Below are 26,750 nucleotides of genomic sequence, written 5' to 3'. Positions count from 1 at the left end.
TGCCGTGAACCGCTCAGCGACGCGTCGCAGAGGCGCAGCCTACTTATCCGGCCGCGGCCGACGGTTGTTCGCCGCCGGGGCCATGATCGCCGTCGTCGGCGGCACGGTCGCGGTCACGCAGGTGTCCTCGGCCAACGAGCGCACCCGGATCGGTTCCCGGACCGGGGCCAAAGCCGCCGCCGACACCGGGAACCGTACTAAGGCCAGTAACGGCCGTGGTGGCCAGATCATCAATGGCCTGCAGGTCGTCGGCCGCGCCTGCGGCGGCAGCAACCTACAACCGCACCAGGGCTTCGAGGCCGGTGACCGCTGCGTCAACACGCAGTTCGGCGAGGTCAGCGACGCGCCCCGGAACCCGTCTCTGCTCATCACCGGCTCGCCGCGGGCGGTCCGGGTCGGGCAGGCGTTCCAGCTGGTCGTCAGCACCCGCAACCTGATCCGGGACCGGTTCCTGGGAGCCGCTGACGGCGGCTACTACCTGGAAGCGTCGTTCCTCAACGGGCAGGGTCTGCAACGCGGTCACTTCCACACCGCCTGCCGGATGCTCAACAACGCCAAAGTGGCTCAGAACCCAGACCTGGAGCCGGCCTTCTTCAAGGCCACCGAGGACGGACGAGGAAGCGCCCGGGCCGACCAGGTGGCGGTTGCCGTCGATGGCTTGCCCAACGCCGGCTTGGCGCAGTGCGCGGTGTGGGCCGGCGATGGATCACACCGGGTACCGATGATGGAGCGGGCCAACCAGGTCCCGGCCTTCGACGCCATCCGGATTCAGGTCGTCAACTGATCAGATTCGTCTGGTAGTTCGGGCCGGCGGCTCCCCCCGCCGGCCCGATCGCTGTCCACGCGCCGCCGGGCGTCGTCAGGAGGCAGGATAGGCGGATGACGTTCTGGCTACCGATCGGCGACGACGCCAACGAGCTGCTGCGCCGGAACCCGCTGGCGCTGCTCATCGGCATGACGCTGGATCAGCAGGTTCCGATGGAGCGGGCGTTCTCCGCCCCGTACGACCTCGTCCAACGGCTGGGGCACGAGCCCGACCCGCACGAGCTGGCGACCTTCGATCCGGACGCGTTGATCGAGCTGTTCGCCCGGCGCCCCGCCCTGCACCGGTTCCCGAAGGCGATGGCCGGCCGCGTCCAGCAGGTGTGCCAGACCCTGGTCGAACGGCACGACGGCGACGCCGCGGCCCTCTGGAACGGCGCCACGGATGGTCGTGAGCTGCTCAAGCGGGTCAGCGACCTGCCTGGCTTCGGTAGGCAGAAGGCGCAGATCTTCGTCGCGCTGCTGGGCAAGCAGTTCGGGGTCCGGCCGCCCGGCTGGCGGGAGGCGGTCGGCGACTACGGCCAGGCGCAGGCGTACCGTTCGATTGCGGACGTCATCGACGAGGCGAGCCTCGGAAGGGTCCGCGAGCACAAGAAGCGCATGAAGGCCGAGGCGAGGTCCGCCACCGGGACCTAGCCGGCCGCCCCGCCAGCGCCACGGCGGGCCGAGCAGGGGAGGACGGCGTGCGACCACGCGCCCAGCCGACGCTCATCACCGACGCCGAGACCAGCCCGGACGACCAGCTGCGCTCGAGAAAGCGCAAGTACCTGATCATGATGGGCATCCGGATCGCCTGCCTCATCGTCGGCGCGGTCCTGGCGACTGCCGAAGCTCCCCTGTTGTGGTTGTGGCTGTCGGTCTGCGCGGTGGCGATGGTGCTGCTGCCGTGGCTGGCGGTCATGGTCGCGAACGACCGGCCGCCGAAGGACCAGCACCGGCTGCGGCGCAACCGGGTCGCGGCCACCACGTCCCCGAAGGCGCTGCCGACCGAGCGGCCTGGTCCGGTCATCGACGTGTAGATGGCCGGGCGGTTCTGTCGGGGTGCGGGCTGGCCTGGCAGAATGGGCGGGTGACGACTCCCATGATGCGCCCTGACAGCGGCGGAACGACTCTCGACGAGCGGATCGAGGCGCCGCTCGAGGCCGGCGACCACGAGCGGTTCGCCCACTACGCCGAGGCCGCCAAGGTCACTGAGGCGATGGTCCTGGGCACGCCGATCAAGGCCCTGTGCGGCAAGGTGTGGGTGCCCTCTCGCGACCCGAAGAAGTTCCCGGTCTGCCCCGAGTGCAAAGAGATCTACGAGGACGACGACCGGCTCGCCAACTGGAAGTAGGCCGCAGTCGCGCGGCCAGCCGGCCGCCACCGCGCCACCCGACGCACACCGTGCCATCGTCGCGGTGTGCGTCGCGCATGTCCTGAATCTGTCGCCTGGGAGGAACATCAGTGCCGGCCGCGCTTCCTGACCGCGAGGCTTTTCCCCCCCTGCGCGCCTGGCAGCGCCGGGCGATGGTGGAGTACCTGCGACGGCGCAGCGAGGACTTCCTCGCCGTCGCCACCCCCGGCGCCGGCAAGACCACTTTCGCCCTGCGGATCGCCGCCGAACTGCTGCTGGACGGCACCATCGAGGCCGTCACGGTCGTGGCGCCGACCGAACACCTCAAGACCCAGTGGTCGCAGGCGGCGGCCCGGGTGGGGATCCAACTCGACGCCGACTTCCGCAACGCCGACGTCCACTCCTCGGCCGACTTCCACGGCGCCGTGATCACGTACGCGCAGGTGGGCATGGCCCCGCAGGTTCACCGCCGCCGGACCATGACCCGCCGCACCATGGTCATCCTCGACGAGATCCACCACGCCGGGGACTCCCGGAGCTGGGGCGACGGCGTCAAATCGGCCTTCGAGCCCGCCGTGCGGCGCCTCATGCTCACCGGAACCCCGTTCCGGTCCGACGACAACCCGATCCCGTTCGTCGCCTACGAGCGCAGTGGCGATGGCCTCAAGCGGTCCCACGCCGACTCGACCTACGGCTACGCCGACGCGCTCGCCGACTCCGTCGTCCGTCCCGTGATCTTCCTGGCGTACTCGGGCGAGACCCGTTGGCGCACCCGCGCCGGCGACGAGCTGGCCGCCCGCCTCGGCGAGCCGATGACCCAGGACCTCATCGCCCAGGCCTGGCGGACCGCTCTGGACCCGGCCGGCGACTGGATGCCGCAGGTGCTGCGGGCCGCCGACGCACGGCTTCAGGCGCTGCGCGAGCACGGGATGAGCGACGCCGGCGGCCTGGTCATCGCCAGCGACCAGCAGACCGCCCGCGCCTACGCGAAGCGGATCTCGGAGATCTCCGGCGAGCCGGCTGTGGTGGTCCTCTCCGACGACGCCGGCGCCTCCGACCGGATCGCCGCTTTCGCCCGATCGCAGCAGCGGTGGCTGGTGGCGGTGCGGATGGTCTCCGAGGGTGTCGACATCCCCCGGCTCGCCGTCGGCGTGTACGCCACCAGCGCGTCCACGCCGCTGTTCTTCGCCCAGGCGATCGGCCGGTTCGTCCGCGCCCGTCAGCCGGGGGAGACCGCGACGGTGTTCCTGCCGTCGGTGCCGCACCTGCTTGGCCTGGCCAGCGAGATGGAGGCCCAGCGCGACCATGTGCTCGGCGCCCCCAAGCGCGACGACGGCTGGGAGGACGGACTACTGGAACGTGCCCAGCAGTCCGAGAAGGCCAGCGGCGAGTTGGAGAAGCGGTTCGAGGCGCTGTCGGCGACCGCTGAGCTCGATCAGGTGATCTTCGACGGGGCGACGTTCGGCGCGGGCTCCCCGGAGGAGGAGGAGTACCTGGGCCTGCCGGGTCTGCTCAGCCCGGAGCAGGTATCAGTGCTGTTGACCAAGCGTCAGGCGGACCAGCTGGCCGCCCAACGGCGCCACCGCCCGGCGGCGCCGGCGCAGGTCGCGGCGCCGGTGGAGCGATCGATGTCCGCCGCCGAGCGCCGGGTCGGCCTGCGGCGCAGGCTCAACGCCCTCGTGGCCGCGCGCCACCACCGGACGAATCTGCCGCACGGCAAAATCCACGCGGAGCTGCGTCGGCTCTGCGGCGGGCCCCCGTCGGCTCAGGCCACGATCGAACAGCTGGAGGAGCGGATCGCCACGATCCAGACCCTCTGAGACGGGAATCTCCGGTCCCACTACGACGAGCCGGACGGCCACCCTCGCGGGCGATCGTCCGGCTCGTCGTAGTGGCGGTGGCTAGCCCTTGTGGTTGGCGCCACGCCAGGTGAACTCGGGGTCTGCCGCGTACTGGACCGCGGTCTCGACCAGGCTGTCGGCGAACTTATTGGCGTGGTGGCCGCAGAACACCAGCTCACCCCCGCCAGCCAGCATGATGCGTAGCTTGGCGGCGGCGTTGCAGCGGTCACACCGTTCATCGGCGGCTGGTGGGGCCACCGTCTCGGGCGGCGTGAGGGTTGGGGTCATCGCCTTCCTCCTCGGGTCGTCACCGATGAACACGTCTCTCGGCGTCATTTGGCTCATCGTCATGGTTCAACGCCGGCTTGGCCGTCGGCGTTCCCGGGTGGCATCGGAGGGACCGACATCACATCAGGTCGACAGTCTGCCGTGCGACAAGGGTGGCACGTCAAGGATCAGTTGGTTGATCGGGGGCTGTCCACACGTCCAAATGAACATTGGGTAATCAAGGTATTACCCAATGTAAAGAAATTAACCGGTGGTTCACACCGGAGACCCGCTGGACATGTGGCCCGAGTCGATCAACTTTGCCTTTTCGCCTTGATAACGCTCCGCAGCGGCATAGGACCGGTGATCGTGCTGTTCATCACATAAACAGGGAGTGTCCGTTTCCCCGCCGGCCCCTGGCCCGGGCGCCCACGGCGCAACCGCCCCGGCGCCCGGCCCGGCGATCAGTCCAGGTAGTCGCGGAGCACCTGCGAACGCGACGGGTGCCGCAGCTTCGACATCGTCTTGGACTCGATCTGCCGGATCCGCTCCCGGGTCACCCCGTACACCTGGCCGATCTCGTCCAGGGTGCGCGGCTGCCCGTCGGTGAGGCCGAAGCGGAGCCGGACCACGCCGGCCTCCCGCTCCGACAGCGTCTGGAGCACCTGCTGGAGCTGGTCCTGGAGCAGCGAGAACGAGACCGCGTCGACGGCCACGACGGCCTCGGAGTCTTCGATGAAGTCGCCGAGCTGGCTGTCGCCCTCGTCGCCGATGGTCTGGTCGAGCGAGATCGGCTCCCGGGCGTACTGCTGGATCTCCAGCACCTTCTCCGGGGTGATGTCCATCTCCTTGGCCAGCTCCTCCGGGGTGGGCTCGCGGCCCAGATCCTGGAGAAGCTCGCGCTGGATGCGGCCGAGCTTGTTGATCACCTCGACCATGTGGACCGGGATTCGGATCGTCCGCGCCTGGTCGGCCATGGCCCGGGTGATTGCCTGGCGGATCCACCAGGTGGCGTAGGTGGAGAACTTGTAACCCTTGGTGTAGTCGAACTTCTCGACCGCCCGGATGAGGCCCAGGTTGCCTTCCTGGATGAGGTCGAGGAAGGCCATCCCACGACCGGTGTAGCGCTTGGCCAGCGACACGACCAGGCGCAGGTTGGCCTCCAGGAGGTGGTTCTTGGCCCGGTCGCCGTCCCGTGTGATCCACTTCATGTCACGGAGCAGCTGCGGGGCCAGGGTCTCCTCGCCCTCGTCGACCGCCCGTAGGCGCTCGGTGGCGTAGAGGCCGGCCTCGATCCGCTTGGCCAGCTCCACCTCCTGCTCGGCGTTGAGCAGCGGTACCTTGCCGATCTGCTTGAGGTAGGCGCGCACCGAGTCCGCGGAGGCGGTCAGCTCGGCGTCCCGCCGGGCCTGCTTAAGCGCCTCGGACTCCTCGTCGTCCCACTCGAAGTCGTTGCTGTCCTTGACGGCGTCCGCCTCCGCGGCCTTGGCCAGCTCGACGGGCTCCTCGACGACGACGTCCTCGATCTCGGCCGCCAGCGCTTCCGGATCGACGTCCGGCTCGCCGGGCTCGCCGGGCTTACCCTTGGCGGCCTTCGCCGGGGCGGCCTTCGTGCCCTTGGCGGCCTTCGTCGCCTTGGCCGGGGCCGCGGCGGCCGCCTCGTCGGCTGACTCCTTCGGGGCGGCCTTGCGGGCCGTCGCCTTGGTGGCCTTGGCGGTGGTCGCCTTCGACGCCGGGGTGGACGAGCGGGCCGCCGTCACCCGACGACGGGTGCTGGCGGAGCCGTCGACCACCACCGTCACGCCGGCCTCGGCGAGCGCTCGAAGGATCTTCTTGGCTTGGGTGGGTGTGACGTCGGCCGACTCGACCGTCCGGGCCACCTGCGCGGACGTCAACTGACCGCCGGCCTGCTCGGCATGGGCGATCAGGACGTCGGTGATCGAGCGAACGTCGGCGCCGGTCTGGCGGGCTTCAGTCACGAAAGACCTTCCGGATGCAATGAGCGAGCACGGCCGCACGGCCGTTAAGCGTGAAGCGACCCCAAGGATGCTTGTGGCCGTCCCAGGTCGCCGGCGACGACCGGGGCCGACTCACCGCGCCGGCCGAAATCAGCGTCTGACGGCCGATTCGGCGGCGTCGTTGACCGGGTGGCCGTCGCCCACGCCGTGGGACAGTCGTGAATTGTAGCGTCGAGCGCGGCAGCGGGCCCGCTGCGCACGCCGACAGGGTCGATGAACCCACGTCGACCTGCGTCAACGCGGTTCTGCCGGCCCTGCCAGGATGTTACGCGCGACCAAGGAGGCACTCGATGAACGGCGCGGCGCCTGACGGGAAGAAGTTGTTGCGGATCGCGGTCGGCCTCGCGGAGACGGCTGCGGCTACCGCCAGTCGGATGCGCGCCGTCGGCGTCTCGGGCGTGTCGAGCAAGTCGACGGTCTCGGACATTGTCACGGCCGCCGACCGGGCGGTCGAGCGTGGGATCGTGGCCGAGCTGGGGCGCCTACGACCGGATGACGCCGTGATGGGCGAGGAGTACGGGGCCGCCGGGCGGGCCGGCCCGGTGCGCTGGATCGTCGACCCGATCGACGGCACGGTGAACTACGCGCTCGGGCTGCCCTACTACGCCGTGTCAGTCGCCGCCGAGGTCGCCGGCGTTGTCGTCGCCGGCGTCGTGCGAAACCCGGCCACCGGCGACCAGTGGACGGCGGTTCGCGGCGCCGGCGCCCACAAGAACGGCCGCCGGTTGACCGGCTCGACGCGTCGGGAGCTGGCCCGGGCCGTCGTGGGCACCGGCTTCGGCTACGAGGCGGACCGCCGAGCCCACCAGGGCCGGGTGGTGGCCGGGCTGCTGTCGCGGGTCGCCGACATCCGCCGCTTCGGCGCGGCGGCCCTCGATCTCTGCCTCACCGCCGAGGGCGCGTTGGACGCCTACTACGAGAAGGGCCTGGCGGCCTGGGACCACGCGGCGGGCGGTCTCGTCGCCGCCGAGGCGGGCCTGACGGTGTCCGGGCTGGGCGGCTTGCCGGCCGGCCCGACGATGGTCATGGCCGCGCCACCGGCGTTACATCAGCCGCTGGCGGCGCTGTTGACCGAGCTGGACGCCGCCGGCGGCCCGTGAGCGCGCGGTCAGGGACGCTTGGCCTTTGGCAGCTCGCAGGCGCGGTCCGGCAGCGGCGGCTCGCCGAGGATCGCGATGGACTGGTTGACCTCGGTGGTGGTGCCGAGCTTCTGGAAGTCCTCGCCGACGGTGACCTCGACCAGTCGTCCCTTGATCTTCGGGTCGTAGCTGCGGCTGGCGGTGAGGAAGTAGGCCCGCAGCAGGTGCGCCGACCCGACGCCGCCCGGCCCGTACCGCAGCAGCGCCACCCCGCTGAACTTCTTGCTCGCGGTGGCGACCTTCTTGTCGACCTGGAACTTGCGGTTGGCGAAGTCGGTCGCCACCTGCTCGCCGAGTCCGGGGATCGCGGTGCCGTTGTACACGCGGATCTTCACCTGCTCCGGGACGGGCAGCTCGAGATCGGCGCGCGGCCAGCCCTCAGGACAGCCCTGGTCGGCCGCCGCGCCGCTCTGCCTGTCCCGTACCAGCGCGATCGTCACGAAGATCACCGCGGAGACGGCCAGGATGGCCACCACGGCAAGCGCCCGTACGCGTGCGAAGCTCATTTGTGTCGCCCCCGAGCGAATTCAGCTGTTCTACGGTCCGGCCCCGTCCCTGCCGAGGCTAGCGCCTCGTTGGTCACATCGGCGAAACGCCGGCCGTCACCGGCGCGGCATCATGGCGGAGTGGATCGGCGCCCCTACCTTGGTGTCGCCTGAGTCACATCGGGAACAACTAGGGCCCGGCGGGCGTACATCTCTCCCACGGGAGGGGTAAGGTACCGCGCTCGCTGGGCCTTTTCTGGCGGGCGTCAAGTCTGGCGAGAAAACCCCGCTTCGGCGGGGTGAGCATGGGAACATCGCCGTCCGGCACTGCGTCCACGGCGAGACGTCGATACGGGAGAGTGACATCCGATGGCCACCGACTACGACGCACCGCGTCGCGACGAAGTCGACCTCGGCGAAGACAGCCTGGAGGAGCTCAAGGCCCGGCGTACGGACGCTCAGTCCGGCACCGTCGACGTCGACGAGACGGAGGCGGCCGAGACCTTCGAGCTGCCTGACGGCGATCTTGGCGATGAAGAGCTGACTGTCAAGGTGCTGCCGATGCAGCAGGACGAGTTCCGGTGCTCCCGGTGCTTCCTGGTGCACCACCGCAGCCAGTTGGCGACCGAGCGCAACGGCGAGCTGATCTGTCGTGAGTGCGTCTGACGAGTCAGATCAGGTCAGGGCGGCGGAGATCGCCCGGATCTCTGATGATCTTGGTTCGGCCGTCCGCCGGACCAAGATCATCGCAATGGTGGGCGAGCTGCGTCGCCGCGGCCTGGCCTGGACCGCCCGGCCCGGGGCCGTCGCGGGAATCTTGCTGGACGTGGTCGGTGACCTCGCCCGACACGTCGTCGTCCGCGATCTGGCCACACTCCGCGAGCACCACGATGGGCTCGACGGCGGTGACCTCGCCGATCGGCTCGTCCGCAACGCCGCCAGAGCCTCGGCCGGCATCGGCGCGGCATGCGGTGGGGTGGCCGCTGTGGAGTGGGCGGTTCCGCCCACCCTGCTGACCGCTCCGGTGCTCCTCGGCGCGGAGACCGCCGGGGTCGTCGCGGTCGAGTTGAAGCTCGTCGGCGAGCTGCACTCGGTCTATCGGATTCCGCTTCCCGAAGGCGTCGCGCCGAGGGCGATCGCCCTGCTCCAGGCGTGGTCGCAGCAACGTGGCGTCAATCCCCTGGTTTCGGGCGCCGGCGCCGGCGCGGTCCTGGGCACGGCCGCCCGGACCAAGCTCCGCGCCCAGCTCCTCAAACGGCTCGGGCGCAACCTCACCACCCTGGGGCCGTTCCTGACCGGCGCGGCGGTGGCCAGTTACCTCAATCAGCGAGCCACCCGCGCCCTTGGCCAGCGGGTCCGCGACGACCTTCGTCGGCGGCGACCCGCCGTCACCGACGGCCCGACCCGCCCGGAGATGACGCCGCGGCCCGGGCAGCCGTGACCGCGGCAGCCAGCTCCACGGGACGAGCCGTGCTGATCACCCAGTACGGGGTCGGGTCGGCCGGATCGTCCAGCAGCACCTGCGCCGCCGTCGGCAGCCACGGCCGTTGGATGACGAACGCCATCGGGTCGGCGGCGGGCCCGAGCAGCTCACGGCGTCCGGCGGCGTTGATCGGGACGACATCGGCGATCGCCGTCAGCGGGAGCCGGGCGTCGTCCACGACAAGCTCGTCGTCGGTCACCCGGATCTCGATGCGCCCCAGCCACCACAGGCCGGCCGCGGCCAGGCCCAGCGCCAGCGCGAACGGCAGCCAGGCCGGCACGGTGTTCACGCCCCGCCACAGCTCGGCGGCGAACAGCCCGGCGAGCATGGCGGTCGCGACCCACCACCACCATGGCACCCGGAGCCGCTCCACATACCTGGCCACTGCCTGCTCGCCGCTCACGAAGCGTGAGCGTACGCGCCGCCGGCAGGTGACCGTGGACCTGCGTCCCGATCCCAGGCGCCGACGCCCGGAGACCATGTGAGGAGCCAGCATGACCGAACCCGTTCACATCCTGCTGCGACGGCTGGATCCGGATCTGCCGGCGCCCCGCTACGCCCACCCGGGCGACGCTGGCGCGGATCTGGTCGCGGCCCAGGACCTGCGGCTGGCGCCAGGGGAGCGCGCGCTGGTCGGGACCGGCATGTCGGTCGCGCTGCCGTACGGGTACGTCGGGCTGGTGCATCCGCGGTCGGGGCTGGCCGCCCGGCATGGCGTGACCGTGCTCAACGCCCCGGGTACCGTCGATGCCGGCTACCGTGGCGAGATCAAGGTCAACCTCATCAACCTTGACCAGCGGAACGTCGCGACCATCGCCCGAGGTGATCGGATCGCGCAGCTTGTCGTCCAGCAGGTGGAAAGGGCACACTTCCACCTCGTTGACGAACTTCCCGGCTCCGGTCGGGGCACTGGCGGTCACGGGTCGACCGGAGGCCATTCGGGCCTGGCGGTCGCAGACGAAAGGTTCGGATTGTGAAATTCTCTCGACGTAGCGACGAGCCCGTGGCCGCCGCGCAGGCGGCGCGGCCGGCGGCGCCGACGAGCGGCCCGTACGACATCAGCCAGGCGCCCAAGGGCGTTGAGCGGCTCGACCTCGGCGCGCTGCGACTGCCGGCCGTCGAGGGCGTCGAGGTCCGAGTCCAGGCCGACCCGGACGGCGTCGTCCAACAGGTCCTGCTGGTCGACGGGCAGAGCGCCTTGCAGATCGGCGTGTTCGCCGCCCCGCGGACCGAGGGCATCTGGGACGAGGTCCGGGAGGAGATCCACGCCTCGCTCAAGGAGGACGGCCTCACCGCAGCCGAGCACGACGGCGAGTTCGGCGTCGAGCTGCGGGCCGTCGTGCCGAGCCCGGAAGGCCCAGCGGATATCCGTTTTGTTGGTATCGACGGCCCGCGGTGGATGGTGCGGGGCGTCTTCCAAGGCCTTGCCGCCGCCGCCCCCGACCAGGCCCAGTCGCTGACGACCTGCCTGCGTGAGCTGGTCGTCGACCGCGGTCAGGACGCCATGCCGGTGCGCGAGCCGCTGGACCTGCGGCTGCCCCGTGAGGTCGTCGAGTCCGCCCAGGCGCAGCAGGCCGCTGAGGCCGCGGGCGTCGACGGAGCGCCGGCCGGGTCATGATCCGCGACGGCGGCGTGCGCGGCCGGATCAAACGGCTGGCCGCCACGCCGGACGAGCTGGACGCCGAGGAGCTGCAACGTGGCGCCATGGCGTCCGGCTGCATGCCGGCCCGGCAGTGCCAACGTGGCCAGCTCGCCAGCGTCTCCGGCCGGTTGCGGACGGTGGTCTACAGCCCGCGGGCTCAGTTGCCGACGCTGGAGGCCGATCTGTATGACGGCAGCGACGTCGTCACCCTGGTCTGGCTGGGACGGCGTCGGATCGCCGGCATCGAGCCCGGCCGCACGCTCGCGGCTCGCGGCCGGATCGCGCTGCGCGACGATCGTAAGGTCATTTACAACCCGATCTACGAACTGGAGCCGCCGCGGTGACCAGCACCTCACGGCCGGCGACCGAACCGCCGCTGCCCAGCCTCAGCGAGCAGATGGCCGAGCAGCTCGGCGGCTGGAAGGGTCTGCTGGAATCCAGCATCCCGGTCGTCGTCTTCGTTGTGCTCAACGTCGTCACCAAGTCGGTCTTCGACATGCAGGGCCGGTCCGGGCTGACCGTGGCGATCGTCGCCTCGGTCGCCGCCGCGCTGACGATCGCCGGGTACCGGCTCACCCAGCGCCGGTCGATCCGACACGCCATGAACGGACTGTTCGGCGTCGGCATCGGGGCCGTCCTGGCCTGGCGCTCCGGCGAGGCCAGGGACTTCTACCTGCCTGGCATCTACTACGGCTACGCCTACGCGGCGGTCCTGCTCGGATCGGCCGTCGTCCGGAAGCCGATGGTCGGTTGGGTGTGGTCGGTGCTGGTCAACGGCGGCCGCAAGGACTGGCTGTACGACGCCCGGCTGCTGCGCGCCTTCCAGTGGCTCACCGTTCTCTGGGGCGTGGTCTGGGTGGCCAAGGTCGCGGTCCAGCACGCCTTCTACCTGGCTGACATGGAGACCGCGCTCGGGGTTTCCCGGCTGGCGCTGGGCTACCCGCCGTACCTCATGCTGCTGGCGGTCACGGTCTGGACCGTCCGGAGGGTCCGCCGGGACCCAGCCACAGCGCCCGCCGGCTGACTGGCGGGCCACGCCCCGGGTTAGTCAGGTCAGCCGGTGGCCGAGCACGACGGCGCGGACCTGATCCTCGACGTCGACGGTGCAGACGAAGACCAGTTCGTCGCGCGGTTCCAGGGTGTCGTCGGGGGTGGGCGCCAGGACCCGGTTGCCGCGCACGATCGCCACGAGGGCGGCGTCGGGCGGCAGGGGGGCGTCCCGTACCGCCCGGCCCTCGACCGGCGAGTCCGCCGGCAGGGTGATCTCGACGAGGTTGGCCTGGCCCTGGCGGAACGTCATGAGCCGGACCAGCTGCCCGACCGTCACCGCTTCCTCGACGAGCGCGGCCATCAGCCGTGGCTTGCTCACCGCGACATCGACGCCCCACTGCTCGGTGAAGAGCCACTCGTTCTCGGCCCGGTTGACCCGGGCCACCACCCGGGCCACCCCGAACTCGGTCTTGGCCAGCAGCGACAACACCAGGTTGGCCTTGTCGTCGCCGGTGGCGGCGACAACGACGTCGCAGCCGGCGACGTCGGCCTCCTGGAGGCTCGACAGCTCACACGCGTCGGCCAGGACCCAGTCGGCCTCAGGAACGCGTTCCGGACGCAGCGCCTTGGGCTGGCGTTCGATGAGCATGACGCTGTGCCCGTTGCCGATCAGCTCGGTGGCGATGGACCGGCCCACGTTGCCGGCGCCGGCGATGGCGACCCGCATGGTCAGCGCACCTCCTTGGGCTCGTTGGCGGCCACGTCGGTGACGGCGCCGGCGATGTCGTCGGTGACGAGCATGTAGACCTGGTCACCGTCCTGTAGGACGGTCGAGACGGTCGGCAGCGCTCCGACGCCGAACCGGGTCAGGTAGGCCACCCGCGCGCCGGCGGCGTCCTCCAGGGACCGGACCGCCTGGCCGAGCCAGGCCGAGTGCAGCGGCATTTCGATGATCGAGACGGTGCTGGTCGGGTCACGGTATGTTTCGATGGCGCCCTCGGGCGCCAGGTGGCGGATGATCCGGTCGGCGGTCCACCGCACGGTCGCCACCGTCGGGATGCCGAGGCGTTCGTACACCTCGGCGCGCTTCTGGTCGTAGATGCGGGCCACGACCCGGTCGACGCCGAACTGCTCGCGGGCCAGCCGGGCGGAGATGATGTTGGAGTTGTCGCCGCTGGAGACGGCGGCGAAGGCGTCCGCCCGATCGGCGCCGGCCTCTTGGAGGACGGTGCGTTCGAACCCGACGCCGGTGATCGTGACGCCGGCGAAGTCCGCGCCGAGCCGGCGGAACGCGTTGGGGTCCTGGTCGATGATCGCCACGGTGTGCCCGCGTTCTTCAAGATTGTGCGCCAGGGTGGAGCCCACCCGGCCACACCCCATGATCACGACATACACCGTCGAGTCCTCCCGTGGCGCCGGCGTCCCGGCGGCCGCGGGACGTCCCGGGGTCGAGCCTGCCATGACCGGGGCGCCCCCCGAACGTCGGCCCAATCATGATCTTGTGGTTTCCGTCGTACGCGATCTCTCGGTCACCGGCCGGTAGCGCGCGGCGTTCGCCGTCCGGCCAGCGGCGTCGTGGCGCGCGCGTGCCCTCCCGACGCCCGCCCGGTCGGCGCCCGCCGCCGCCGCGCCGGCCGTAGTCTTACCCCTTGTGGCCAGTTCCAGTTCGCTGCTCAAGCGCCTGCTTCTCGGGCGCCCCTTCCGGTCCGACCGGTTGCAGCACACCCTTTTGCCGAAGCGGCTCGCGCTGCCGGTGTTCGCCTCCGACGCCCTCTCCAGCGTCGCGTACGCCCCCGACGAGATCCTGCTGACGCTGTCCATCGCCGGGACCGCCGCCTTCCTCTACTCACCCTGGGTGGCGCTCGCGGTCGTCGTGGTCATGTTGACGGTGGTGGCCAGCTACCGGCAGAACGTGCACGCCTACCCGTCCGGCGGCGGCGACTACGAAGTCGTCACGGTCAACCTCGGGCCGCGGTTCGGCCTTGTCGTGGCCAGCGCCCTGCTCGTCGACTACGTCCTCACCGTCGCGGTGTCGGTGGCCGCCGGCGTGACGAACCTTGGCGCGGTGCTGCCCTGGGTGGCCACCCACAAGGTGGGCATCGCCATCCTCGCGGTGCTGCTGCTGACCGCGGTCAACCTGCGCGGGGTGCGCGAGTCGGGAACCGCCTTCGCCATCCCCACCTACGGCTTCCTCATCCTCATGGCCGGCATGATCCTCACCGGATTCGTGCGGATCGTCGTGCTGGGACACGACCTCAGCGCGCCGAGCGCGGCGCTGGAGGTCACCGCCGAGGAGCAGCACCTGACGGCGCTGGCGTTCGGGTTCCTGCTGCTGCGTGCCTTCTCGTCCGGCTGCGCGGCGCTTACCGGCGTCGAGGCCATCTCCAACGGGGTCCCGGCGTTCAAACCGCCCAAGAGCCGCAACGCCGCCACGACCTTGGTGCTGCTCGGCGGCCTGGCCGTCACGATCATGGTGGGCATCGTGCTGCTCGCCCAGGCGACCGGCCTCAAGCACGTCGAGGATCCGGCCGCCCAGCTGGTCGGCGCGCCGGCGGACTACGTGCAGAAGACCGTCACCACCGAACTCGCCGAGACGATCTTCGGGCCCGGCTCGGCGCTGCTGTTCCTCATCGCCGGCGCGACCGCGCTCATCCTGTTCCTGGCGGCGAACACCGCCTTCAACGGCTTCCCGGTGCTCGGCTCCATCCTGGCCCAGGACCGGTACCTGCCGCGGCAACTGCACACCCGAGGCGACCGGCTGGCCTTCTCCAACGGCATCGTCTTCCTGGCCGTCTTCGCCAGCGTCCTCATGATCGCTTTCCAGGCCGAGGTCACCAAGCTCATCCAGCTCTACATCGTCGGCGTCTTCGTGTCGTTCACGCTGTCCCAGGCCGGGATGATGCGGCACTGGAACCGGCGCCTGCGCACCGAGCGTGATCCGTTCGCGCGGCGGCGGATGCGGCGCTCGCGGGCCATCAACGGCTTCGGCCTGGCCATGACCGGCACGGTCCTGGTCATCGTGCTCATCACGAAGTTCACCAACGGCGCGTGGATCGCCATCGCGGCGATGGCCGTCATCTACCTGCTCATGATCGGGATCCGGCGGCACTACGACCGGGTCTCCCGCGAGTTGGCGCCCGACGACGACGCGCCGGTGCTGCCGGCCCGCAACCACGCGATCGTCCTGGTGAGCAAGGTGCACCAGCCGACCCTGCGGGCCGTCGCCTACGCGCGGGCGACCCGGCCGGACACCCTCACCGCGGTCACCGTGAACGTCGACAGCAACGACACCAGGGCGCTACAGGCCGAGTGGGACCGACGGGGCGTGCCGATCTCGCTCACCGTCGTCGACTCCCCCTACCGGGAGATCACCCGGCCGACGATTGACTACGTGAAGTCGATCCGGCGCAGCTCCCCGCGGGATGTCGTCACCGTCTTCATCCCCGAGTACGTCGTCGGGCGCTGGTGGGAACACCTGTTGCACAATCAGAGCGCGTTCCGGCTCAAGACCAGGCTGCTGTTCGAGCCGGGCGTTATGGTCACCAGCGTGCCGTGGCAACTCCACTCGGCCGCGGGCAGGGACCTCGCCCGGATGGACCGTGACCTCAGCGTCACCGCCCCGGCCCGTGGCCCCCGCTCCGGCGTCCCGGCCCCCGCCGACGGCGCCACCCGGATCGACGGCGACGGCGCCGCCGACACCACGACCAGGACTGACGAGGTGGCACGGTGACGCTCCAACAGATCGACGACCAGATCGAGCTCGTCGAGGGCGACCGGCTGGAGCTGACGGTCGGGGCCGTCGCGCACGGCGGCCACTGTGTGGCCCGCTTCGGCCCCGCGCCCGGCCGGGTGGTCTTCGTCCGGCACGCCCTCCCCGGCGAGCGGGTCATCGCCGAGATCACCGAGATCCACCGCGGCTACCTGCGGGCCGACGCCATCGAGATCGTCGTGTCGTCGGCGGACCGGGTCGCGCCGCCCTGCCCGTGGTCGGGCCCGGACGCCTGCGGCGGGTGCGACTTCCAGCACGTCGCCCTGCCTGGCCAACGGTCCATGAAAGCGGCGGTCATCAAGGAGCAGCTGACCCGCCTCGGCGGCCTCGACGCCGACCAGGTCGACGCCCTGGGCGTCCGGGTCGACGCCCTGCCCGGCGACATCGACGGCCTGGGCTGGCGGACCCGCGTCCGGTACACCGTCGCCGCCTCCGACCACGCCGGCCTGCGTAAGCACCGCTCGAACGAGATCGTCCCGATCGATCACTGTCGGATCGCACACCCGAGCATCCAGGCCGTCGACGTGCTCAAACGCCCGTGGCCGGGAGTCGACTCGATCTCGGTGGCGGCCTCCTCCACCGGCGAGCTGGCGGTCATCGCCGACCACCACGTCGTCGAGGGCCCCGAGCGGCTCACCGAGACCGCCAGCGGCCGAACCTGGCAGCTTGCGGCCGGCGCCTTCTGGCAGGTCCACCCCGCCGCCGCCGAGGCGCTCACCGCCGCCGTCGCCGCGTTGCTCGCCCCACGACCTGGCGACGTGGTCTGGGACCTGTACGGCGGTACCGGGCTGTTCGCCGGCGCCATCGCGGAGACGGTCGGCGAGACCGGGGCGGTGACGGTCGTCGAGGCCGACCCGCGCGGGGCGGTCGCCGCCGCCGCGAACCTGGCCGACCTGCCGTGGGTGAAGGTCGTCAACGCCACTGTGGAAGCGGCGCTGCGGCAACGGGCGTTGCGCGGCGCCGCCGACCTGGTCATCCTCGACCCGCCCCGGGCCGGCGCCGGGGCCCGGGTGGTGCGCGCGTTGGCCGGCAGCGGCGCCCGGGCGATCGCCTACGTCGCCTGCGACCCGGCCGCGTTGGCCCGGGACGTGCGCACCTTCGCCGAGCAGGGCTGGGAGCTGCAACTGCTGCGCGCCTTCGACTGCTTCCCGATGACCCACCACGTCGAGTGCGTGGCCCTGTTCACCCCGGCAGGCGCTCCCGCCGGCTGACGCCGCCTGGCCAGGTGGTCGCGCCGGCTCAGCCCCGGCAAGCAGCGGCGGGGCCCGGATAGACTCGCCAGTCATGAGCGCACCTGAGGTCTCCGCCCCGGCCGGCGGGGGTAGCGAGCTGCCCGCCGCCGTCCAGCTGTCCGCCGTCCGCGAGCCCGGCGACCTGCGCCGGATGACGACCGAGCAGCTCACGGCGCTCGCCGCCGAGATCCGGGACTTCCTGGTCACGAAGGTGTCGCGCACCGGCGGCCACCTCGGCCCGAACCTGGGCGTGGTGGAACTGACTCTGGCCCTGCACCGGGTCTTCGACTCGCCCCGGGACCGGCTGCTGTTCGACACCGGCCACCAGGCATACGTCCACAAGATCGTCACCGGGCGGCAGGACGGCTTCGATCAGCTCCGTCAGCGCGACGGGCTCTCCGGCTACCCGAGCCGCGCCGAGAGCGAGCACGACATCATCGAGAACTCGCACGCCTCGACGGCCCTGTCGTACGCCGACGGCCTCGCCAAGGCGTACGCGCTGCGTGGCGAGGACCGCGCGGTGGTGGCCGTCGTCGGCGACGGGGCGCTCACCGGCGGCATGTGCTGGGAGGCGATCAACAACATCGCCGGGGCCGGCAACCCGGTCGTCATCGTCGTCAACGACAACGGCCGCTCCTACGCCCCGACCATCGGCGGCCTGGCCGACCACCTGGCGACGCTGCGTCTCAACCCCGGGTACGAGCGGGCCCTGGATCGGGTCAAGGAGACGCTCAGCCAGACCCCGGTGGTCGGTAAGGCCGCCTACGAGGTGCTCCACGCGGTCAAGAAGGGCATCAAGGACGCCATCGCCCCGCAGGGCATGTTCGAGGACCTGGGACTCAAGTACGTCGGCCCGGTGGACGGGCACGACATCGAGGCGCTGGAGTCCGCGCTGCGGCGGGCCAAGGGCTTCGGCGGCCCGGTCATCGTGCACGCGGTGACCCGCAAGGGCTACGGCTACCGTCCGGCCGAGGAGGACGAGGCGGACTGCTTCCACGGCCCCGGCGCGTTTGACGCCGGCACCGGCAAACTGCTGGCCGCCCCGTCGGTGAAGTGGACCCATGTCTTCGCCGAGGAGCTGACGGCGATCGCCGACGAGCGCCCCGACGTGGTCGGCATCACCGCCGCGATGGGGGAGCCGACCGGCATCGCCACACTGGCCCGCAAGCACCCGCGGCGGGCGTATGACGTGGGCATCGCCGAGCAGCACGCGGTGACCTCCGCCGCCGGCCTGGCCCTGGGCGGTCTGCACCCGGTGGTGGCCGTCTACGCCACCTTCCTCAACCGGGCCTTCGACCAGGTGCTCCTGGACGTGGCGATGCACCGGCTCCCGGTGACGTTCGTGCTGGACCGGGCCGGCGTCACCGGCCCGGACGGCCCCTCGCACTACGGCATGTGGGACATGTCGGTCTTCGGGGTGGTGCCGGGCCTGCGGATCGCCGCGCCCCGCGACGCCGCCACCCTGCGTGAGGAGCTGCGCGAGGCAATCGCCATCGACGGTCCGACGATCGTGCGGTTCCCGACCGGATCGGTCGGCAAAGACCTGCCCGCGATCCGGCGGATCGGCCCGGTGGATGTGCTGGCCGAGAGCGGGCAGAAGGACGTGCTGCTCGTGGCGGTCGGGGCGTTCGGGCAGCTCGGCGTGGAGGCCGCCGCCCGGATCGGCGAGCACGGCTACGGCGTCACGGTCGTGGACCCCCGATGGGTGCGGCCGGCGCCGGCTGAGCTGGTGCAGCTGGCCGCCGGGCACCGACTGGTCGTCACCGTCGAGGACGGGGTGCGTGACGGCGGCGTCGGCGACGCCCTGGCCAAGGCGATGCGCGACGCCGACGTGTGGACGCCGTTGCGGGATCTGGGCATCCCGGCCCGGTGGCACCGGCACGGCAGCCGGGCCGAGATCCTCGCCGACCTGGGGCTGACCGCCCAGCACGTCGCCCGCGACGTCACCGGCTGGCTGTCGACCTTGGATGATCGGGTGGCGCCGGTCTCGGTGCCTGCCGAAAGCTAGTTTCAAGGTTGGACTTTTTTCAGACTTTTTCCGTAAAGGGTGAAATGCAATAAAAACAGATCTATAGGCATGTACATCCGTTTAGCGTCTTCATGCGTTACCTGACGGGCTCGGCGCGGCCATGCCGCACCAAGGCGAGGTCCCACATGCAGAGAGGCGCAGCTGTGCGAACGTCGAGGCTCGTCCTGACAGCCGGGATCGTCAGCATGACGCTGACCGCCACCGCCACGCCGGCCCTGGCCGGGGCGGTCCCCATTCCGGTGAAACAGCCACTCGTCGGCCCCGGCGCGGTGATCTACTGCGACAGTCTCGAACCGTTCCCGGGCGACGACCCCAGCCAGCTCGGTCCGGGCGACATCGCCCTGAACCAGTCTCCGAACGGCAGCACCGTCTCGGCGGACGTGGTCCTGCGCGCCGCCGCCCCGAACACCGTGTACTTCGTCCGGCTCATCCAGTCCGACGGCATCGACTGCCACACCTTCGACGCCACCACGACGACCAACGCCCACGGCACGGGCTTCGTCCGGGTCGAGGAGCCGACGCGCCTGGGGGCGACCGCCACCCAGGTGATCATCGATACCGCCGGGCAGTACGGATTCCCGACCTTCCGCGCCGCCGCGAGGTACGAGCTGGCTGTGGACGTCGGCCCGATCGCTCCGCTGCGGTCCGTCGGGTCGGCGAACTCCGCCCGGCCGTAGCCGCCGGCACGGGTGGTCTCGGCGGCGCACAGTGAGGAGGACGGTGCTGTGTCAAGGGTGCTGGTGGTGGACGACGAGCCTGATCTGCGGTTCCTCCTGCGGCGGGCCCTTGAACGGGCTGGCTACGAGGTGACGGACGCCCATCAGGGCGCCACGGCCATGGCCGTGGCGCATGACTCGCCGCCGGACCTGGTGGTCACCGACATGATGATGCCGGTGATGGGGGGCGTGGAGCTGATCGAACGGCTCCACACCGACCCGGTGACCGCGGCGATCCCGATCGTGGCCGTCTCCGGTGACACCCACCTGGCCACCGAAGCCGACGCGGTGCTCCGTAAACCGTTCAGCCCCGAGCAGCTCGTGGCCGTCTGCGACGCGCTGCTGACCGATAAGGGGAGCCGATCATGAAGCGACTCGCCACCGGGGTGCCTGGTCTCGACGCGATCCTCGGCGGGGGCATCGAGCCCGGCGGTGTAGCGGTCCTGACCGGACCACCCGGCACAGGCAAGACGGTGCTGGCGCAGCAGATCTGCTTTGCCACCGCCACCGAACGTCACCATGCGGTCTACTACACGACACTCTCAGAGCCGCACTCCAAGATCGTCAGGCATCTGGATCACTTCTCCTTCTTCGACCAGGACGCGCTGGGGCCGAAGGTGGAGTACCTGCACCTGGGCGACCTGATCCGTGAGGAAGAGCGGGAGGGGCTGTCGGCGGTGGTCGCCGAGATCGTGCGCAAGGTGCTGGACGAGCGACCCGTCCTCGTGGTGATCGACAGCGCCAGGGTGCTGCGGGACTTCACCGACGCCGGCCAGCTGCGGACGGCGTTCTACGACCTGACCAGCCGGCTGGCGCACAGCCAGACCGCGCTGTTGCTGGTGGGGGAGTACACCCCTGCCGAGATGCGCGGCGGCCCGGAGTTCGTCCTGGCTGACAGCATCATCCAGCTCATGTACGAGCCGCGGGAACCCATCGACCGCCGGTGGATGCGGATCATCAAGATGCGCGGCGCCCGCCACCTCGAAGGCAAGCACACCTTCCGGATCGACGCCGCCGGCTTCACGTTCTATCCGCGGATCGAAACTCTTGACACCGGCGCCCCCGCCACCGTCACCGGCCGGATCGGCGCCGGCGTGGACGGCCTCGGAGAGCTGATGGGCGGGGGGATCGGCGCTGGCGAGGCTACCGTGGTGCTCGGACCGTCCGGGGTCGGGAAAACGATCCTCGGCCTGCGGTTCGTCGTCGAGGGCCTGGACCGGGGCGAACGCTGCCTCTACGTCACGTTCCAGGACACCGCCGAGCAGCTGATCAAGATGGCTTCGGGGTTCGGCTGGGACCTCCAGACGCCCGTCGACAAGGGGCAGCTGGTCATCCACCATGTGCCTCTGGGTGACCTGGACCTCGACATGCTCGCCGCCGGCGTCCGTCGCGAGCTGGAAGGCAGGCGCACCGGTCGGGTCGTCATCGACAGCCTGGCGGAGATGGTCCATGCCGCCCGGGAGCTGGAGCGCTTCCCCGCCTATGCCCGCGCCCTCACCGGGCTCATCCGGGCGTCCGGCGCCTCGCTGCTCATCACGAGCGAGACCACCACCCTGGGGCCGAGCGCCGAGCCGGTCGGTGGCGTCATGTTCCTGTTCCACAACGTGATCCTGTTGCGGTACATCGAACTCGCGTCGAGCACCGGCCGGGCGCTGAGCATCGTCAAGATGCGCAACAGCGACCACAGCAAGGACGTGCACCAGTTCCAGATCACCGCGGAGGGCTTCGCCCTGGGTGAGCGCCTAGACCAGGTCACCGGCACGTTGGGCTGGAGCGCCCTGCGCGGGCAGGACGGCGCCGCCGCCCTCTAAGGCGCCCGAAGTCAGTTTCGTGGCGTTTTGACGCGGCCGTTGGGGCGGTCGGCCAAGAAATAAGGGCCATTGGTCGAACCGCGGCCGCCTCCGTGCCCGTACCTCGCTGTGACATCTGTCAGCGAACAAAGGGGCGCGACTTGTCCAGCGCGACAAAGGCCTACCCCCGGGCGGTCCCTGTCCGGACGGCCCGGTTGGAGCCGCGGCGTACGCTGCGCCCGATCGGCGCGGGCCCCGGCGGACCGGCGGTCGGCCGCGCGGTCCCCGGCGCCGCCCCCCGCCTGGGCGTCGGCCAGCTGTTCGACGACACCGCCGAACGCCACATCATCCGGCACAAGCTGCACGCCGAGGAGTCAGCGGGCAACCGGCTGCTGGTCATTCTGCTGTTCTGGGGGATGCTCGTCACCAGCGTCGCCGTGTGGCTGTACGACACCGCGCCCGGGTCGCTCGTCACCACCAGCGACATCGCCATCGCCGTCGGCCGGATCACCGGCATGATCGGCGGCTACCTGCTGCTCGTGCAGGTGGCGATGGCCAGCCGGGTGGCCTGGATCGAGCAGTGGGTCGGCGGTCGCGACATCATGCGCTGGCACCGCTGGATCGGCACGTCGCTGCTGGTCGCTGTCCTCGCCCACGCGGTCTTCATCACCTGGGGATACGGCCTGACCACGGGCACCCCGCTCACCGAGCAGGCGTGGAAGATGCTCGCTCTGGAGGACATGGTCAGCGCCACCGCGTCCACCGGGGTGCTGGTCGCGGTGGCGCTGCTGGCCATCCGGGGCGTCCGCAAGCTGCTGCCGTACGAGGTGTGGCACTTCCTGCACATGGGCGGCTACGCGGCGTTGCTGCTCGGCTTCGGCCACCAGTTCGCGCTCGGCGCGAACCTCACCAACGGCTTCGCGTACTGGTTCTGGAGCGCCCTGTACGCGCTCACCATCGCCGTCCTGGCCTGGGGTCGGCTCATCGAGCCGCTGTGGTTCAACGCCCGGCACCAGCTGCGGGTCAGCGAGACCGTCCAGGAGTCGCCGGACACGTTCTCGATCTATCTGACCGGCCGTCACCTGGACGACATCGGCGTCAAGGCCGGGCAGTACTTCCGCTGGCGGTTCCTCACCAGCGGCGGCTGGTGGCAGTCGCACCCGTTCTCGCTGTCGGCGGCGCCCAACCCCCGGCACCTGCGGATCACGGTCACCGCCGTCGGCGGCCACACCGCCTCGCTCCGGGAGCTGAGCCCCGGCACACGGGTGCTCGCCGACGGGCCCAGCGGCGTCTTCACCGCCGACCGTCGCACCACCAACCGGGCGTTGCTGGTGGCGGTGGGCAGCGGCATCGCCCCGATCCGGGCCATCTGCGAGCAGATGCCGCAGGACACGGTGCTCATCTACCGCGCCCGCTCCGAACAGGACCTCGCTCTCAAGGCCGAGCTGGACAAGCTGGCCACCAGCCGCGGAATGACGGTCCGCTACGTGCTCGGCTCCCGCGACGACGAGGAGCCCCGGGAGCTGTTCACCCCGGGCGGCCTCGGCCGGTACGTGCCCGACATCGCCGAACGCGACATCTACATCTGCGGACCCGGCGGGTTCGTCACCGACCTGTGCGCCAAGCTGCGCCGTCTCCAGGTCCCCGCCCGCCAGATCCACCTGGACCCGTTCGAGTTCTAGCACACCCCCACCCCAAGGAGTTTCGATGCGTCGATCAACCGCAGCCGTCGTCGGCACGCTCGCCGGCGCCGCCATGCTGCTCGGGGTACGCCTGAGCGCCACCCCGGTGGCGGTCGCGGCCACCGGGTCCCAAGCCACCGAGCCGGTCGACAGCGACCAGGTCGACCGTCCCGCCAAGCCGGGCCGCAAGCCCAGCGGAGGCGCCAGCGCCGCCGATTCGGGGGGTGACTCGTCGTCCGGCCGTAGCGGCAGGTTCCGCGGCGACACCGTCACCAACCCCTACGGGTCGGTGCGGGTGACGATCACGGTCGCCGACGGCGAGATCACCAGAGCCAGCGCCGCCTACCCGAACGAGGGCCAGTCCGCGGCGATCAACGGGCCGGCCGTCCCGCAGCTCAACGAGTCCGCGGTCAAGGCCCAGGACGCCGACATCGACAGCGTCTCCGGCGCCACCTACACCAGCGACTCGTACCGCAAGTCACTCCAGGCCGCCATCGACAGGGCCGGGCTCTGATGCGCCACGTCGAACAGGTCATGGGAACCGCCGTCAGCATCGAGCTGGCCGACGACCTGCCCACGGCGACCCTGGCGAGCCTGGTCGACCACACCGTCGCCTGGTTGCACGAGGTCGACCGCCGCTTCAGCACCTACAAGGACGACAGCGAAGTCAACCGGATGCAGCGCGGCGAGCTGACCGTCGCCGACTGCTCCGCCGACCTGCGCCAGGTGCTCATCACCTGCTCCGACCTGTGGCGCGAGACCGAAGGCTACTTCGACGTCCACGCCACCGGGCGGATCGACCCCTCCGGCTACGTCAAAGGCTGGTCGGTCGAGGTCGCCTCCCGCTGGCTCGCCGCCAACGGCTCCACCAACCACTGCATCAACGCCGGCGGCGACATCCGGACCCGCGGCGGACCGGCCCCGGGCTGGGAGTGGCGGATCGGCGTCCGGCACCCCTGGAAAGCAGACAAGGTCGCCTGGGTGATCAGCGGCCACGACCTCGCCGTCGCCACCTCCGGGGTCTACGAGCGCGGCGAGCACGTCATCGACCCGGTGCGCGGCCGCCCCGCCACCGACCTGCGCTCGGTCACCGTCGTCGGACCCGACCTCGGCCGCGCCGACGCGTACGCCACCGCGGCGATGGCCATGGGCGACGCCGGCCTGCGCTGGCTCGCCGGCCTCGACCCCGCCGGCTACTCCAGCGCCACCGTCGCCAGCGACGGCAAAGCATTCACGTCACGGCGCCTGCCGGTCGCAGCCCTGGCGGCCTGACCACTCAGCTATCGTCCCCGCGACCGCCCCGGCTCACCGGGGGCTCACCGGCGATAGGGGAAGCTGACCGGATGCGTGTGCTGGTGGTCGAAGACGAGCGGAACCTGGCCGACGCCATCGCCCGGGGGCTACGCCGCCACGGCATGGCCGTCGACGTCGCCTACGACGGCGACACCGGCCACGAAATGGCCTTCGTCACCCGATACGACGTCCTCGTCCTCGACCGGGACCTGCCCGGCGTCCACGGCGACGACCTGTGCGCCGAGATCGTCGCCTCCGGCGCCCTCACCCGGGTCATCATGCTCACCGCCAGCGGCGCCGTCGCCGACCGCGTCGAGGGCCTGGGCCTTGGCGCCGACGACTACCTGCCCAAACCCTTCGCCTTCGACGAACTCGTCGCCCGCGTCCGGGCCCTCGGCCGGCGGGCCACCCCCGCCGCCCCGCCTGTCCTGGAAACCGCCGACCTCACTCTCGACCCCGCCAAACGCCTTGTCACCCGCGCTGGCGCCCCGATCGAGCTCACCAACAAAGAATTCGGCGTTCTCGCCGAGCTGCTCAAAGCAGACGGCGCCGTCGTCTCCAGCGAAGAGCTGCTCGAACGGGTCTGGGACGCCAACACCGACCCGTTCACCACCATCGTCCGGGTCACCATGCGCACCCTGCGCCGCAAACTCGGCGACCCGCCCCTCATCGACACCGTCGTCGGCGCCGGCTACCGGCTCGTCGTCCCACCCGCCGCAGGAGCCCTATGACCCCCCGCCCCGCCTGGTGGCAGCCCAGCCTGCGACTACGGCTCACCCTCCTTATCGGCTTCCTCGTCGTCGACGCCGGGCTCATCCTCCTGCTGCTCGCCTGGGCCTTCGGCGACCTCGAACAAGCCGTTCTCCTCGAAGCCGTCGCCGCGTTCGTCGTCATCAGCGCCGCCGGCACCGTCGCCGGCTACCTGCTCACCGGACGCGCCCTGCGCCCCATCCACCACGTCACCGCCACCGCCCGCCGGCTCAGCGAACAAACCCTCGACCAGCGCATCGGCTACCGCGGCGCCAACGACGAGATCGCCGAACTCGCCGGCACCTTCGACGCCATGCTCGACCGGCTCGGTCAATCGTTCGAGACCCAGAAACGCTTCGTCGCCAACGCCTCCCACGAACTACGCACCCCGCTGGCCGTCATGCGCACCGAAATCGACGTCACCCTCTCCGACCCCGACGCCGACGCCGCCGACCTACGCCGGATGGCCACCATCGTCCGCGACGCCTCCGAACGCGCCAACGGACTCGTCGACGCGCTCCTCGTCCTCGCCCGCAGCGAAGCCCAGGCCAGCCGCGGCCTGGCCCGACGCGAACCGACCGACCTGGCCGACGGGGTCGGCGGGGCGCTCGCCGCGATGCGCCGCGAGATCGACCGGGTGCAGATCCACGTCGACGAGCACCTCGCCCCGGCGACGGTCGCCGGCGACCCCGACCTGCTCGGGCGGCTGGCCGGAAACCTCATCGAGAACGCCGTCCGCTACAACCACCTGCACGGGCGGCTCTGGGTCCACACCGGCATCGTGGACGGGGCGGCGCAGCTCGTCGTCGGCAACTCCGGGTTCGAGGTGGCGCAGCGGGACGTGCCGGGGCTGTTCGAGCCGTTCCGGCGCGGGGGTCGGGAGCGGACCGGGGCGCGTGGGTCGGGGCTCGGACTGTCCATTGTGCGGGCAGTGTGCGACGCGCACGGCGGGACCGTCAGCGCCGAGGCCCACCCAGCGCCCGAGGGCGGCCTGAAGGTGACGGTGCGCCTCCCACTGGCCTGACGAAGGCACATAGAGGCTTATTCAGCGGCGAGCTTCTAGAACTGAAGCGCCACAACTACAGAAATCGTTTCTCGAAATGTTTCGATTGGGCGACGATAGCCGACGTGGAGGGTCCGCCAAGTCTTAAGATACGCAATGACTTGCTCGATCACCCATCGGACTCCGTTGATTCCGGAGTTGTACTCCTCGTCCCAGCCGAGTAGCTCACGGAACGCCGGCTTCTTGATAGGCGTAAGCATCTGAGTTGGGGTGCCGCCGGCCTGCCTCAGCGTGCCCCTGAATAAGCCTCAATGAACCTGACTAATTTCGAATGTCGCTACCTGTCGAATGAGCCTTTCCGGGCAACCCTTTGGTCACAGAAGGTGACGTAGGTGGCGACACGCCGACCGGCTCGGGGTCCAAGATGGAGACGCGGCGCCCCGGTAGGAAGTAGGTCCTTCTAAAG

The 26,750-nt window shown here is 70.7% G+C and carries 30 protein-coding genes; 23 read left to right on the top strand and 7 right to left on the bottom strand.

All coding sequences use genetic code 11. The features are described 5' to 3' along the window. Positions 1 to 4: 4 nt before the first annotated feature. From ABD287_RS03080 to ABD287_RS03060, 5 genes are all read left to right on the top strand, one after another. Positions 5 to 784: a hypothetical protein gene (locus ABD287_RS03080; RefSeq protein ID WP_344167845.1), complete on the top strand. Its 780-nt coding sequence runs from the start codon at positions 5 to 7 to the stop codon at positions 782 to 784. 95 nt (positions 785 to 879) lie between these two features. Beyond that, on the top strand, positions 880 to 1,458 hold the full coding sequence (locus ABD287_RS03075; protein WP_344167842.1) for an HhH-GPD-type base excision DNA repair protein: 579 nt from the start codon (positions 880 to 882) through the stop codon (positions 1,456 to 1,458). A gap of 47 nt (positions 1,459 to 1,505) precedes the next feature. Beyond that, positions 1,506 to 1,841, top strand: coding sequence for a DUF3099 domain-containing protein (locus tag ABD287_RS03070; protein WP_344167839.1), 336 nt, complete (start codon positions 1,506 to 1,508; stop codon positions 1,839 to 1,841). Between the two features lie 50 nt (positions 1,842 to 1,891). Next, complete coding sequence (locus ABD287_RS03065; RefSeq protein WP_344167836.1) at positions 1,892 to 2,155, top strand: DUF3039 domain-containing protein; 264 nt, start codon at positions 1,892 to 1,894, stop codon at positions 2,153 to 2,155. A 110-nt stretch (positions 2,156 to 2,265) separates the two neighbouring features. Then, complete coding sequence (locus ABD287_RS03060; RefSeq protein ID WP_344167833.1) at positions 2,266 to 3,975, top strand: DEAD/DEAH box helicase; 1,710 nt, start codon at positions 2,266 to 2,268, stop codon at positions 3,973 to 3,975. Between the two features lie 81 nt (positions 3,976 to 4,056). Here ABD287_RS03060 and ABD287_RS03055 read toward each other — a convergent pair whose 3' ends face one another. Together ABD287_RS03055 and ABD287_RS03050 are read right to left on the bottom strand one after the other, a co-directional pair. Beyond that, on the bottom strand, positions 4,057 to 4,284 hold the full coding sequence (locus ABD287_RS03055; protein ID WP_344167830.1) for a DUF7455 domain-containing protein: 228 nt from the start codon (positions 4,282 to 4,284) through the stop codon (positions 4,057 to 4,059). Positions 4,285 to 4,727: 443 nt separating this feature from the next. Beyond that, complete coding sequence (locus ABD287_RS03050) at positions 4,728 to 6,242, bottom strand: RNA polymerase sigma factor (RefSeq protein WP_344167827.1); 1,515 nt, start codon at positions 6,240 to 6,242, stop codon at positions 4,728 to 4,730. A gap of 329 nt (positions 6,243 to 6,571) precedes the next feature. On the opposite strand from ABD287_RS03050, the gene ABD287_RS03045 reads away from it, so the two are divergent. Then, positions 6,572 to 7,381 carry an inositol monophosphatase family protein gene (locus ABD287_RS03045; RefSeq protein WP_344167824.1) on the top strand — a complete coding sequence of 270 codons (810 nt, stop codon included), beginning with the start codon at positions 6,572 to 6,574 and terminating at the stop codon, positions 7,379 to 7,381. Between the two features lie 8 nt (positions 7,382 to 7,389). Here ABD287_RS03045 and ABD287_RS03040 read toward each other — a convergent pair whose 3' ends face one another. Further along, positions 7,390 to 7,926, bottom strand: a complete 537-nt coding sequence (locus ABD287_RS03040) for a LytR C-terminal domain-containing protein (protein ID WP_344167821.1) — start codon at positions 7,924 to 7,926, stop codon at positions 7,390 to 7,392. A 348-nt stretch (positions 7,927 to 8,274) separates the two neighbouring features. Between ABD287_RS03040 and ABD287_RS03035 the strand changes: the two genes are divergently transcribed. Together ABD287_RS03035 and ABD287_RS03030 are read left to right on the top strand one after the other, a co-directional pair. Further along, entirely contained in the window at positions 8,275 to 8,571 is a 297-nt protein-coding gene (locus ABD287_RS03035) for a DUF4193 domain-containing protein (RefSeq protein ID WP_344167818.1), read from the top strand. Further along, positions 8,558 to 9,346: a hypothetical protein gene (locus tag ABD287_RS03030; protein WP_425565489.1), complete on the top strand. Its 789-nt coding sequence runs from the start codon at positions 8,558 to 8,560 to the stop codon at positions 9,344 to 9,346. The genes ABD287_RS03035 and ABD287_RS03030 overlap by 14 nt, the downstream gene beginning before the upstream one ends. Here ABD287_RS03030 and ABD287_RS03025 read toward each other — a convergent pair. Then, positions 9,294 to 9,791: a DUF3093 domain-containing protein gene (locus ABD287_RS03025; protein ID WP_344167815.1), complete on the bottom strand. Its 498-nt coding sequence runs from the start codon at positions 9,789 to 9,791 to the stop codon at positions 9,294 to 9,296. The two genes, ABD287_RS03030 and ABD287_RS03025, sit on opposite strands and share 53 nt — an antisense overlap. A gap of 91 nt (positions 9,792 to 9,882) precedes the next feature. Here ABD287_RS03025 and dut point away from each other — a divergent pair, with 91 nt between their 5' ends. The 4 genes from dut to ABD287_RS03005 are packed head-to-tail and all read left to right on the top strand — an operon-like array spanning position 9,883 to position 12,054. After that, positions 9,883 to 10,365 carry a dUTP diphosphatase gene (dut, locus tag ABD287_RS03020; protein WP_344167812.1) on the top strand — a complete coding sequence of 161 codons (483 nt, stop codon included), beginning with the start codon at positions 9,883 to 9,885 and terminating at the stop codon, positions 10,363 to 10,365. Next, entirely contained in the window at positions 10,362 to 11,006 is a 645-nt protein-coding gene (locus tag ABD287_RS03015; RefSeq protein WP_425565488.1) for a DUF3710 domain-containing protein, read from the top strand. The genes dut and ABD287_RS03015 overlap by 4 nt, the downstream gene beginning before the upstream one ends. Beyond that, the gene (locus ABD287_RS03010; protein WP_344167809.1) at positions 11,003 to 11,374 is read left to right on the top strand and encodes an OB-fold nucleic acid binding domain-containing protein; all 372 of its coding nucleotides are present in this window, start codon (positions 11,003 to 11,005) and stop codon (positions 11,372 to 11,374) included. Before ABD287_RS03015 ends, ABD287_RS03010 begins: the two co-directional genes overlap by 4 nt. Next, the gene (locus tag ABD287_RS03005; RefSeq protein WP_425565487.1) at positions 11,371 to 12,054 is read left to right on the top strand and encodes a DUF3159 domain-containing protein; all 684 of its coding nucleotides are present in this window, start codon (positions 11,371 to 11,373) and stop codon (positions 12,052 to 12,054) included. Before ABD287_RS03010 ends, ABD287_RS03005 begins: the two co-directional genes overlap by 4 nt. Before the next feature lie 24 nt (positions 12,055 to 12,078). On the opposite strand, the gene ABD287_RS03000 is transcribed toward ABD287_RS03005, so the two are convergent. Both ABD287_RS03000 and ABD287_RS02995 read right to left on the bottom strand, forming a co-directional pair. Further along, the gene (locus ABD287_RS03000; protein ID WP_344167806.1) at positions 12,079 to 12,747 is read right to left on the bottom strand and encodes a potassium channel family protein; all 669 of its coding nucleotides are present in this window, start codon (positions 12,745 to 12,747) and stop codon (positions 12,079 to 12,081) included. A 2-nt stretch (positions 12,748 to 12,749) separates the two neighbouring features. Next, positions 12,750 to 13,415 (bottom strand): potassium channel family protein, encoded by a 666-nt coding sequence (locus ABD287_RS02995; RefSeq protein WP_344168550.1) that lies wholly within the window; start codon positions 13,413 to 13,415, stop codon positions 12,750 to 12,752. Between the two features lie 256 nt (positions 13,416 to 13,671). Between ABD287_RS02995 and ABD287_RS02990 the strand changes: the two genes are divergently transcribed. From ABD287_RS02990 to ABD287_RS02940, 11 genes are all read left to right on the top strand, one after another. Continuing rightward, positions 13,672 to 15,750 (top strand): APC family permease, encoded by a 2,079-nt coding sequence (locus ABD287_RS02990; protein WP_344167803.1) that lies wholly within the window; start codon positions 13,672 to 13,674, stop codon positions 15,748 to 15,750. Further along, entirely contained in the window at positions 15,747 to 17,000 is a 1,254-nt protein-coding gene (locus tag ABD287_RS02985; protein WP_344167800.1) for a class I SAM-dependent RNA methyltransferase, read from the top strand. The genes ABD287_RS02990 and ABD287_RS02985 overlap by 4 nt, the downstream gene beginning before the upstream one ends. A 73-nt stretch (positions 17,001 to 17,073) precedes the next feature. Next, on the top strand, positions 17,074 to 19,029 hold the full coding sequence (dxs, locus tag ABD287_RS02980; protein ID WP_344167797.1) for a 1-deoxy-D-xylulose-5-phosphate synthase: 1,956 nt from the start codon (positions 17,074 to 17,076) through the stop codon (positions 19,027 to 19,029). Between the two features lie 164 nt (positions 19,030 to 19,193). Then, a complete protein-coding gene (locus ABD287_RS02975) occupies positions 19,194 to 19,727 on the top strand; it encodes a hypothetical protein (protein ID WP_344167794.1) in 534 nt (177 codons plus the stop codon). A gap of 48 nt (positions 19,728 to 19,775) precedes the next feature. After that, positions 19,776 to 20,135, top strand: coding sequence for a response regulator (locus tag ABD287_RS02970; protein WP_344167791.1), 360 nt, complete (start codon positions 19,776 to 19,778; stop codon positions 20,133 to 20,135). Continuing rightward, entirely contained in the window at positions 20,132 to 21,577 is a 1,446-nt protein-coding gene (locus ABD287_RS02965; protein ID WP_344167788.1) for a DUF7125 family protein, read from the top strand. Before ABD287_RS02970 ends, ABD287_RS02965 begins: the two co-directional genes overlap by 4 nt. Positions 21,578 to 21,717: 140 nt before the next feature. After that, a complete protein-coding gene (locus ABD287_RS02960) occupies positions 21,718 to 23,238 on the top strand; it encodes a ferredoxin reductase family protein (RefSeq protein ID WP_344167785.1) in 1,521 nt (506 codons plus the stop codon). Positions 23,239 to 23,263: 25 nt separating this feature from the next. Beyond that, positions 23,264 to 23,752 carry an FMN-binding protein gene (locus ABD287_RS02955; protein WP_344167782.1) on the top strand — a complete coding sequence of 163 codons (489 nt, stop codon included), beginning with the start codon at positions 23,264 to 23,266 and terminating at the stop codon, positions 23,750 to 23,752. Further along, the gene (locus ABD287_RS02950; protein WP_425565486.1) at positions 23,752 to 24,510 is read left to right on the top strand and encodes an FAD:protein FMN transferase; all 759 of its coding nucleotides are present in this window, start codon (positions 23,752 to 23,754) and stop codon (positions 24,508 to 24,510) included. Before ABD287_RS02955 ends, ABD287_RS02950 begins: the two co-directional genes overlap by 1 nt. 71 nt (positions 24,511 to 24,581) lie before the next feature. After that, positions 24,582 to 25,262, top strand: coding sequence for a response regulator transcription factor (locus ABD287_RS02945; RefSeq protein ID WP_344167779.1), 681 nt, complete (start codon positions 24,582 to 24,584; stop codon positions 25,260 to 25,262). After that, the gene (locus ABD287_RS02940; RefSeq protein WP_344167776.1) at positions 25,259 to 26,305 is read left to right on the top strand and encodes a sensor histidine kinase; all 1,047 of its coding nucleotides are present in this window, start codon (positions 25,259 to 25,261) and stop codon (positions 26,303 to 26,305) included. The genes ABD287_RS02945 and ABD287_RS02940 overlap by 4 nt, the downstream gene beginning before the upstream one ends. Before the next feature lie 35 nt (positions 26,306 to 26,340). Here the strand turns inward: ABD287_RS02940 and ABD287_RS18500 are convergent, their stop codons facing one another. Then, positions 26,341 to 26,544 carry a transposase family protein gene (locus tag ABD287_RS18500; protein ID WP_425565485.1) on the bottom strand — a complete coding sequence of 68 codons (204 nt, stop codon included), beginning with the start codon at positions 26,542 to 26,544 and terminating at the stop codon, positions 26,341 to 26,343. Between the last annotated feature and the right edge of the window lie 206 nt (positions 26,545 to 26,750).

Source organism: Pilimelia columellifera subsp. columellifera, assembly GCF_039532605.1.
GTDB lineage: Bacteria > Actinomycetota > Actinomycetes > Mycobacteriales > Micromonosporaceae > Pilimelia > Pilimelia columellifera.
The sequence above is the reverse complement of the archived record's forward strand: the minus strand, read 5'-3'. Positions and strand labels throughout refer to the sequence as shown.